Here is an 8,954-nt window from a genome sequence, read left to right as displayed (position 1 = left end):
GTGTTGTAGGGCAAGAAACGAGAGTGCTACGAAATCAATCCGCTATCCGAATACCGAAGATTCACGACGAGTACGCAAATCTTCGATTTGCTTGAGATACAGAGAATAATACAGGTACGTATCCGACTTCCTTCAAGAAGACTGTATTCAATCTTTATTTATTTTTGTAACAAGATCTTTGATCTTGCTTACTCACAAAGCTTCGCTTTGTGAATGTCCTTCAGTCTGAGTCTCGAAAGGCTCTGATTCATGTCCCGTGGCTCCACGACTCCATGTACTCCTCCTGTTCGTCGGTGAGGCTGTCTATCTCGATTCCGAGAGAGTCGAGTTTGGTCTCGGCTAGCTCCCTGTCGACTGAGTCGGGTACCTCGTGGACTCCCGCGTCTAACTCCTCACCGTTTTCTATGAGGTACTCGACCGACCGCGCCTGTACCCCGAACGACTGATCCATGACCTCTATGGGATGTCCCAAGCTCACAGGAGTCGCGAGGTTGACGAGACGTCCCTCGGCGAGTACGTTTATACGTCGTCCGTCCTCGGTCTCGTACTCGACTATCCCGTCACGTACCTCGCGCGTTCCGACCGAGATCTCTTCGAGCTTTTCGAGGTCTATCTCTATGTCGAAATGTCCCGCGTTGGCGAGTACGGCACCGTCCTTCATCTTCTCGAAATGTTCCTCGACTATCACGTCCCTGTTTCCGGTGACTGTCACGAATATATCGCCGACCTCCGCCGCCTCGTCCATGCTCTTGACCTCGTAGCCCTCCATGTGGGCTTCGAGTGCTCGTCTCGGGTCGACCTCGGTGACTATGACGTTGGCGTTGAGACCCTCCGCCTTCTTCGCGACGCCCTTGCCGCAGTTTCCGTATCCACCTACTACGACGTTCTTACCCGCGAATAGGAGGTTGGTCGTCATAGCTATGCTCGACAGAGACGCCTCGCCCGTTCCGTGGACGTTGTCGAACTGTCTCTTCATCGGCGTGTCGTTGACCGCAAACATCGGGTAGTCGAGAGCGCCGTCCTCCTCCATCGCACGGAGACGGTGGACTCCCGTCGTCGTCTCCTCACAGCCTCCTATGATCGAGTCTATCATCTCGGGACGCTCCTCGTGGACGCGTAGAACGAGGTCGCCGCCGTCGTCGACTGTGATGTCGGGGTCGTGGTCTAGGACGGCGTCTATCGCGTCGTAGTACTCATCCTTGTCGACCCCGTGCTTGGCGTAGCTCGTGACGTTGTCGTTGGCGTCGAGTGCCGCCGAGACGTCGTCGTGTGTCGAGAGTGGGTTACAGCCCGTGATTGCGACCTCAGCGCCTCCCTCGGCTAAGAGCTCAGCGAGGACTGCTGTCTTCGCCTCGACGTGGAGTGCCATCCCTATGACGTAGCCGTCGAGCGGCTTCTCGTCGACGAAACGGCTGCGTATCTCAGAGAGTATAGGCATATGTTCGCGCGCCCAGTCGATCTTACGCCTTCCCGACTCACTGTCGGCGTCGGCGTCGGCGTCGGCGTGTGAGTGTATGTCTTCGTCCATGTCTCTAACTGGCTCTCAGCGGTGTAAATCCTTCCGGTCACTCACTCCCCGAGCATCAGCATCAAAAATGTGTTATACTACCCCACCGTCTGTATATGACATGTCTCGGAAGACAGCCTTAGTTACGGTCGGTCTTCTCGTAGCATCGTTGGCGTTCGCGGGAGCCGCGGGCGCTAAGACGACAGGAGCGGGTGTCTCTAACGGAGTACTCGCACAGCAGGGTAACACCACAGAGGAGCTAATCAGTCAGCTTAACAAGCTAAATAGGACGCTCAACCAGCTTCAGGACGAGAACGGGAGGCTCAGAAACCAGACACAGGAGCTGAGCCAGAGAAACGACGAGCTTGAACAGAGACTCAACAATATTACGTCTCAGAATGAGCAGCTACGTTCTGAGTTAGAGTCGGCACGTCAGAGAAACCAGGAGCTAAAGCAGGAGATAAACAACACGACTTCGAACGGAGGCGGAAGTCCTCTCCCCGGATTCGGTCCCGTAGTCGCCCTCGTAGCCCTTGTGGGAGCGGGTCTCTACTCGGTCGCGCGACGTCAGACTCAGAAGTAGAGTAGAAAACTGTTTTCTTAGTTCCGTTTCGTTTCGTTTCGTTTTTCACCAGATCTTCCCGTAGCCGTCGGCATCGACGACGACGTGGTCAGGCTCCAGAAATACGTCGTCTTTCCTCACTTTACCGACACAGACAGCCTCGCCGTCTCCCGAAACAGCCACCGCTGTGTCACCGTCGTCTACTTCCTGACTCACAGCTACGACACCCGGCTCGTAGACAGGGGCACCGTGTGCGACCGCGGCGACGGCTTCGTCGGTGATCTCAACGGCTGGGTACTTCGCGAGAAGAACGTCTTCGAGAGGCTCCACTATCCGGCGTAGCTCCGTCTCGTCGCCCTCCTCGCGCCAGAGATGGAGAGAGTCGGAGAGATCCTGGAGGTAGACGGCGTCTTCGACACAGAAACCGCCGCTCGCAGTCCTTCTGAGCTCTTCCATATGCCCTCCGGTTCCGAGAGCCAAGCCGATGTCGTGACACAGCTTACGTATGTAGGTTCCCGCGCCGCATCTCACCCTCCCTAGGATACGTCTTCCGTCTCCGTCACCGTCGTTGTCCTCGTTGTCACCGAGATCTGTCTCAAGTACGTCGAGAGACTCTATCTCGCGCGTCCTGACACGTCGTCTCACGGAGCTTTTCTTCGGCGGTCGCTGGTATATCTCGCCCTCGAACTCGTCGAAGACCTCCCCGACGCGTTTCTCGTAAGTATCGCCGTGGAGTCTCAGAACGAAGACGTACTCCTTGTCGGCTCCCCTGAAGAGTCCTGAGACGCGCGCCGACTTGCCTAAGAGAACAGGAAGACAGCCTGTAACCCCGGGATCAAGAGTCCCCGTGTGTGCCGCCTTCTCGACGCCTACCATCTCCTTGACCCACGAGACGACCTCGTGGCTCGTCGGACCCGGCGGCTTGTCTACGACGACGTAGCCCTTACCGAGAAGGTCTTCAGGATCGAGGTCCCGGTCGTCAGTCTTCTTCATCGAGCCTTCTTGCGGCTGTCGCGATTATCTCCGTGACGTTCTCGGCGTTCCATTTCGATGTGTCTACCACGAGGTCGTAGACTGAGAGATCGGAGATGTCGATGCCGTGTATCTCCTGATACCGTTTCGCCTCCGACTCCTCTCTCTGTCGTAACTCCTCCCTCGCGGTCTCCGTGTTGACGTCTTCCCTGTCGGAGACACGTCTGACCCTCTCGTCGAAGGGAGCCTTGAGCCATACCTTGAGGTCGGCGTCCTCGACCATCCAGCCCGAGAGACGTCCTTCGAGGATTATGTTGTCGCGCTCCTCGCCTATCTCCTTCTGTCTCAGATCTATCTCCTTGTCTATCTCGGGGTCTTCCTCGGCGATCTGGTTGAACTCGCCGAGTGAGACTCCGTGTTCCTTCGCGAGAGAACGGAAGACGTCGCCGCTTGAGACGTGATCCATGTCGAATTCAGGAGCGAGCGCGCGTGACGCGGTCGTGGTTCCGCTGCCGGGAGGACCGCTGACTGTTATTATCATGTACTGTCTTCGGCGGTTTTCCTAATCAAATCTTGTGTTTTGCTCGGCTCCCTCCCCTCCTCTTCGTCCGAGCCTCAGACTCTGGATCAGCCTGAGCCTGAGGATGAGGTTCCCATCCAGAGCCACGCCGCGACGACCGAGACTCCTGTGACGACGACCGTCGCCGCGGGAAGTACGAGACCCGGGTCGTACCTGAGAGGCGGATGGAGACCCGTGGTGTAGTCGAATAGGTCATTGAGGAGGAGTAGAACTGCCGAGGTCACGAGAGCACCCCGTGTCGTCTCCGAGTAAGCCGAAAGGACGTAAGCCTCGGGTAGGAAGAGGAGATGTGTGAACAGTATACCCCAGTAGTTCCATACCTCGGGGTAGTACTCTCCGAAGCCGAGATTTAACGCCACGGCGGTCCAGACGGAGTACTTGACGAGCCAGACTACCGCTACCGTGTGTAGGTAAGTCACGGCGGTGTTGGTCTCTGTCTCTGTCTCTGTCGCGTCGAATTCCTCGCCGGCTCTTGGGAGTAGTGTGGTTAGACTCAGGAGGGCTAAGAAGAGAGCCGCGGGTGAGTCGAGGTAGAATATCCACGCGAACGGCGAGTAGTCGGGCATCGTCTCGACGTAGAAGTCGACGCCTATCAGGAGGGCAACGAAGTTACTGAGTATGAGCCAGACGAGCGTGAGAGGCTTCGAAAGGAGCCTCTGAGCGTAGACGTGTTTCCGTTCTGTGAGCTTCATCCTAGAGCTTCGTAGTCGAGTCGGGAACGCCGGGACGAAAAGGCTTTCCACGTCAAACGAAAGAACAATCAGTTCACGCGGCTTAGAGACACCAACGAGATGAAGATCGGAAGCTTTGAGGCTGAACGCGGCGAGGTCACCAAGGGATACATAGACCTCGTCTCGTCCCCTACAGGAGGAACCGAGAGAGCCCCCGTGATGGTCGCCAGAGGCGAACAAGACGGACCTGTCCTCTGGCTCACAGCCAACGTTCACGGCAACGAGGTCACCGGAATCCCCCTGATACACAGGATAGTCACAGACGAACTCGCAGACTCGATCCGGGGTGCAGTCGTCGGAGTTGTCTCGCTCAACCCGAGCGGTCTGAGGAGAACGAGGAGGGAGTCGGAGTACGACTCACGTGATCCTAACCGTCTCTTCCCTGACTTCAGGTACGACAGAGAGCCAGGATCGACACAGGAGATCATAAACAGACGTGTCTTCTCAGAGATAGCCGACTCAGCCGACGCGGTCATAGACCTCCACTGTTCGAACGTCGGGAGCGTACCTTTCACGATACTCCCGCGTGTGATCGCCGAGGAGTCCGAGACAGACGACGCAGAGGAGATAGCCGACGAGATGAAGGAGATGGCTGATGCCTTCGGATTCACGCCCATCAACTCGCCCGATATGGAGACCGTCTGGGACGAGTGTCTCCACAGGTCTCTCGGAGGCTCGATAGTCAACTCCGCACGGATACCCTCGATCACAGTCGAGCTCGGCTCCGACTACATAGTTGAGTCGGAGGTCGTCGACGCCGCGGTCAAGGGGGTCAGAAACGTGATGAGGAGACTCGGTATGTTCGTCGACGACGAAGAGAACCAGAGGACGGAGCCCGTCGACGGAATACCCGCCTTCGACACCGACTATCCTTTCAGGAGATGTACGGTCGAGTCTCCCGTCTCGGGAATTCTCAGAAAACGCGTCGAGACGGGTGAGTTCGTCGAGGAGGGCGATCCTATCTGTGAGATAACCGACCCCTTCGGCGAGACCAAACACGTCGTAGAGGCAGACGTCGAGGGCTGGGTCACCGCATTCCAGCTCGGCTTAGGTGTTGAGGAGGGGTCGAGGATCTGTTACTACGCCGGACGCGCCGACGGCGACACGATAGTCGAGACTTATGAGCCCTGATTCCGGTTACGAGGCAGACGCCGACAGATTCGTCGACGAGGCGAGTTCGACGTCTTTTAGCCACAAGACACGGAAGGAGACCAAGCTCTGGTTCTTCCGTCTCAAGAAGGATCTCTCAGAGAGGTACGACACCGACATAGAGAGTCGGAGTGACACCGACTACGTCGTGAGTCTTACAGCCGAGGACAGTGGTACTAAGGCGGAGTACGTCGTCGACAGGAGAGGCGGCGACGTCGAGGTCAACGTCCATGTCGTCTCCGACGGCGAGAGGGTGACACACGAGGTCTGGGAAGAATGAGTCTCTACTACTTCGACGGACGCGAACTCGTCGCCGACGACAGGGAGAGCTACGACGAGGTCAGCCGTGAGATAGCTTCGAGAGTCGTCGAGTCGTGCGATGTCGAACGCGCCGACTTCCGGGGTCTGTGTGACGGTCTCAGAGACGAAGACCCCGACCTCTTCGGGAAAGTCGTCGAAGCCGCGGGGATACAAGTACAAGACCCTACGGGATGGTGTGACGGAGAAGTTGAGACGGCTTTCGACTCGCTTATAGGTCTTTTCAGCCCGTCTCTGACACGCGTCGTCTTCGAGTCCGAGACCCAGACCGTATTCGGGCGTTATCCCGACGGACAGGTAATCTTCCGTCTCTCAGAGAGAGAAGCCGAGTCGCTGCCCGCCGACGTCGACGTAACTCCGATACCGGAGACACGTGTCTCGGGAGCCGAGGGCGACGGTATAAACCGGGGTGTCCTCCAGGCTCTTATGGAGGAGACGCCGTACGAACACGACTAGTCTAGTCTATCTTCTCGCGTCCCTTCGAGATAAGACGGTCGAGGTACTCGACGAGAGCTGTCTTGGCGTCCTGTGGATGTAGTTCTCCCGATTCGAGATCCTCCGCGAGCCGGCTGTACTCGGTGTATTCGAGGTTGCCGCCGTACTTCTCGGGACGTTCGACTACGACCTCGTCGAACCTCGGGAAGACGTGGTATCTGTAGATCTCGGCGACGGGGTTTCCTTCGACCTCGGGCGGACAGTAGGCGCTCTGTACCTTCTCCTCGATCTCTTCGCGTGAGTCGTCCATAGCGATCAGATTACCTTTGCTCGAAGACATCTTCTCGCCTCCGCCTTCGAGACCAGTGAGTATCGGCATATGTACAGCAGTCGGAGAGTCGTAGCCTATACTCGGAAGACCCTCACGCGCGAGCATATGGATCTTCCTCTGGTCGATGCCTCCGACAGCGAGGTCGACGTCTAAGTGGGCTATGTCGACAGCCTGCATCAGAGGGTAGATAGCCTGGCTGACCTTGGGGTTGTCTGCGTTCCTCGCGACCTCCGACATGCTTCTCTCCGCCCTGTTGAGCGTGGTGTCTACGGCGAGTGAGTAGACGTCTAAGACGTACTCCCTGTCGAACTGGAAGTCGCTCCCCATCACGAACTCGGTCTTGTCGGGGTCGAGACCGAATGCGATGAACTGTTCTTTCATCGACTCGGCTATCTCCTCTATCTCATCGAAACTACCCTTCTCGTTGAGGTAGGCGTGGACGTCTGCGAGGAGAACCACGACGTCTATACCCGCTTCCTGGAGGTCGATGAGCTTGTTCGCGGTCAGCATATGTCCGAGATGGAGCGCGCCGCTCGGCTCGTAGCCGACGTAAGCTCTTCTTCCCTCGGTGTCCTCGGCGATCTCACGCGCCTCGTCGTCGGTCACGACCTCCTCGGTGTTCCGTGTGATGAGGTCGTACGGGTCGGCGTCTGTATTATCCATACTCGAAATCAGTCTCGGGGTTAAAAAACAGTTTCACCTTCGTCGCGCAACGCCGCTGTACGATACGGTAATGTAAAGAAACGTTTATCGCTCCACTCGGATTAAGGTACAACTACATGGCAGACACTGTCACGGTCACGGTCGGCGTACGTCTCTTCGCTGATCTAGCTGAGACGGTCGGAGAAAACAAGATCGAGCTAAGGGTCGAGTCGGAGTCGTCGAAGGTCACTGTGGGAGAAGCCGTAGACTCACTCGTGTCTGAGTATCCCGACCTCGAAGACAGGATACTCGACTCCAACGGGATACGTCGACACATAAATCTCTTAGTCAACGGTGACGACGCCGGACCACAGACGCCCGTCGAAGACGGCGACGAACTCGGGGTCTTTCCTCCCGTGAGCGGCGGCTGATACTGGAGGACATTCACAAAGCGAAGCTCTGTGAGTAAGCAAGATCAAAGATCTTGTTACAAAAATAGATAAAGATAAAGATTGAATACGGTCTTCTCGGAAAACGTCGGATACGGTACCCGTGTTATTCTTTGCGACTTATATGAAAAATTCATATTCACGTTCTTTTGTCCTTCAGTATGAGTTATACTCCCACAGTCGCTCGGAGGAGGTCACGTGACCCGGGTCCTAAGCCGACCATCAGAACCGCGACGAGGAGTATGTACGACAGACGCTCGAACTCCTCGAACGACTCCTCGTCGAAGAGGTAGAGGACGACGAGAACCGCGACAGCCTTCACGAGTATGAATGTGTATGTCGTCCCCGTGGTCTGTATTATCGTCTGGACGACGGGGTGTTTCTGGCTGTAACCGAGGTACTCTATCCCTATCGTTGTCGCAGATCCGTCGACGAGATGTCCCCAGAGTATGACTCCTCCCATCTTACCCGTACCCTCGTTGATAGACGGAGCGAAGGTCTTGATACCGTACCAGACTACCGCCCATACCGCAGTCGCCATTCCGAAGGTCGCGAACGGAACCCATGGCACGAGAGTACCGTTCGAGACGCCGAACCAGATGAGGAACGAGAGGAGTCCGACGAGCCAGACAACGCCGAGAGCCGCAAGAGGCTTCGTGTAGGAGTCGACATATCCCGATCTTTCGAGACTCAGAGAGACAAAGAGGAAGAGTACGACGACCGCGAACATCACGAAGTAGATGATCGGAGAGATCACGAAGAAGTTTATGGGCCAGTCGAGTACGCCCGTGTCCTCGACGACACGGAAGGCTCCTCCGACGAATGCGTACGGGAAGAGGGCATAGAAAAAGCCGTCAGAGGTCGCTATGTTCCATCTTCTAAGGAGACGTACGACCCCGAACGCCGCAACTCCGAGACTGTATGCGTATCCCGCCTCACTCACGACTGTGTACCCGGGATACGCGGTCACGCCGTTACGTGTTATGCTCGACTGACCGAGTGCGTCTGCCCTTACAGGACCGTAGAAGTACTTCCAGATGAACCTGTCATAGAAGACCTCGGGAGCGACGAGTAGACCCACGGCTAAGATACCCGCGGGGACTGCGACAGCGGCTGTCCAGAGGCTTGGGACTGGGAGGGAACTTGGTTCGGAGTCGGAGGACATTGTAGTGCTTAGGATACGTGTATCTCTGTTGTATAGTGCTTACGTTAGTTTGGTTTGGTTTAGCTGAATGTAGGGCGCTAAGCCCCCTTCCTCAACGAGTAGCACAGTCCGCG

At 56.6% G+C, this 8,954-nt stretch carries 11 protein-coding genes; 5 read left to right on the top strand and 6 right to left on the bottom strand.

What is annotated here, in order from left to right; genetic code table 11:
- Positions 1-247: 247 nt before the first annotated feature.
- Positions 248-1,528 (bottom strand): adenosylhomocysteinase, encoded by a 1,281-nt coding sequence (locus SV253_06225; protein MDY6775659.1) that lies wholly within the window; start codon positions 1,526-1,528, stop codon positions 248-250.
- 100 nt (positions 1,529-1,628) lie between these two features.
- On the opposite strand from SV253_06225, the gene SV253_06220 reads away from it, so the two are divergent.
- Positions 1,629-2,090, top strand: a complete 462-nt coding sequence (locus tag SV253_06220) for a PGF-CTERM sorting domain-containing protein (protein MDY6775658.1) — start codon at positions 1,629-1,631, stop codon at positions 2,088-2,090.
- 45 nt (positions 2,091-2,135) lie between these two features.
- Here the strand turns inward: SV253_06220 and SV253_06215 are convergent, their stop codons facing one another.
- The 3 genes from SV253_06215 to SV253_06205 form a co-directional block, all read right to left on the bottom strand.
- The gene (locus tag SV253_06215) at positions 2,136-3,062 is read right to left on the bottom strand and encodes an RNA-guided pseudouridylation complex pseudouridine synthase subunit Cbf5 (protein MDY6775657.1); all 927 of its coding nucleotides are present in this window, start codon (positions 3,060-3,062) and stop codon (positions 2,136-2,138) included.
- Entirely contained in the window at positions 3,049-3,582 is a 534-nt protein-coding gene (locus SV253_06210) for an AAA family ATPase (protein MDY6775656.1), read from the bottom strand. The genes SV253_06215 and SV253_06210 overlap by 14 nt, the downstream gene beginning before the upstream one ends.
- 86 nt (positions 3,583-3,668) lie before the next feature.
- Complete coding sequence (locus tag SV253_06205; protein MDY6775655.1) at positions 3,669-4,313, bottom strand: DUF1405 domain-containing protein; 645 nt, start codon at positions 4,311-4,313, stop codon at positions 3,669-3,671.
- A gap of 99 nt (positions 4,314-4,412) precedes the next feature.
- Between SV253_06205 and SV253_06200 the strand changes: the two genes are divergently transcribed.
- From SV253_06200 to SV253_06190, 3 genes are read left to right on the top strand one after another with little or no spacing between them, the layout of a single operon-like run.
- Positions 4,413-5,483 carry a M14 family metallopeptidase gene (locus tag SV253_06200; protein MDY6775654.1) on the top strand — a complete coding sequence of 357 codons (1,071 nt, stop codon included), beginning with the start codon at positions 4,413-4,415 and terminating at the stop codon, positions 5,481-5,483.
- Complete coding sequence (locus SV253_06195; protein ID MDY6775653.1) at positions 5,473-5,781, top strand: hypothetical protein; 309 nt, start codon at positions 5,473-5,475, stop codon at positions 5,779-5,781. The genes SV253_06200 and SV253_06195 overlap by 11 nt, the downstream gene beginning before the upstream one ends.
- Positions 5,778-6,275, top strand: a complete 498-nt coding sequence (locus SV253_06190; GenBank protein ID MDY6775652.1) for a hypothetical protein — start codon at positions 5,778-5,780, stop codon at positions 6,273-6,275. Before SV253_06195 ends, SV253_06190 begins: the two co-directional genes overlap by 4 nt.
- A gap of 1 nt (position 6,276) precedes the next feature.
- Here the strand turns inward: SV253_06190 and SV253_06185 are convergent, their stop codons facing one another.
- Positions 6,277-7,248 (bottom strand): tyrosine--tRNA ligase, encoded by a 972-nt coding sequence (locus SV253_06185; GenBank protein MDY6775651.1) that lies wholly within the window; start codon positions 7,246-7,248, stop codon positions 6,277-6,279.
- Between the two features lie 116 nt (positions 7,249-7,364).
- Here SV253_06185 and SV253_06180 point away from each other — a divergent pair, with 116 nt between their 5' ends.
- Positions 7,365-7,658, top strand: coding sequence for a ubiquitin-like small modifier protein 1 (locus SV253_06180; GenBank protein ID MDY6775650.1), 294 nt, complete (start codon positions 7,365-7,367; stop codon positions 7,656-7,658).
- Positions 7,659-7,842: 184 nt separating this feature from the next.
- On the opposite strand, the gene SV253_06175 is transcribed toward SV253_06180, so the two are convergent.
- Positions 7,843-8,841, bottom strand: a complete 999-nt coding sequence (locus SV253_06175; protein ID MDY6775649.1) for a DUF63 family protein — start codon at positions 8,839-8,841, stop codon at positions 7,843-7,845.
- Positions 8,842-8,954: the final 113 nt, after the last annotated feature.

The sequence above is a fragment of the Candidatus Afararchaeum irisae genome (genome assembly GCA_034190545.1).
In the GTDB taxonomy this organism is placed as follows: Archaea; Halobacteriota; Halobacteria; order Halobacteriales; family Afararchaeaceae; genus Afararchaeum; species Afararchaeum irisae.
The sequence above is the reverse complement of the archived record's forward strand: the minus strand, read 5'-3'. Positions and strand labels throughout refer to the sequence as shown.